The sequence below is a fragment of the Vibrio sp. YT-19(2023) genome (genome assembly GCF_033337395.1).
This window is the reverse complement of record NZ_JAWOQN010001218.1, coordinates 1-506: the sequence shown is the minus strand read 5'-3', so window position 1 is coordinate 506 and position 506 is coordinate 1. Positions and strand designations below refer to the sequence as shown.

General features: G+C 46.2%; 1 protein-coding gene. It reads left to right on the top strand.

What is annotated here, in order from left to right; translation table 11 throughout:
- A partial coding sequence (locus tag R7E78_RS30930) for an EAL domain-containing protein (RefSeq protein ID WP_318059245.1) occupies window positions 1-500 on the top strand: 500 nt, incomplete at its 5' end.
- Between the last annotated feature and the right edge of the window lie 6 nt (window positions 501-506).

Sequence of the window (506 nt, the reverse complement as noted above, 5' to 3'; positions counted from 1 at the left end):
TTACTCATCCGGTGCATCTTGGTGTCAATGTGCCCCCTGGCTACCTTGTCGGTTCTCATGTAATAAGAAAACTGCAACTCATCCACAGAAAGCTAAGTGAGAACAATGTGTCGCTCGGCATCGAAATTACGGAGCGTCAGTTGATCAATGGGGAAGCAAGGAAGCATATTGCAGCGTTGCGTGTGCACGGAATTGATGTACTGATCGACGACTTTGGAACTGGGCAAACGTCGTTAGCATTTTTGCAGCACATGAAAATTGATTATTTGAAGATCGACAAGTGTTTTGTTGAAACCATAGGCATTCAAAGTGTGAGTGCATCCGTATTGAATGCCATCGTTCATTTTGCGGACGAGCTGCAAGTGAAGTTGATTGCCGAAGGCGTCGAAACGCCGGCGCAAGCAGAGCATTTGAAAAATATGGGAGTGCAATACCATCAAGGCTACCTGTATTCCAAACCTTTACCATATTCCCTGCTTGCGCAGCAGCCGATTTCCTAGCTCTTG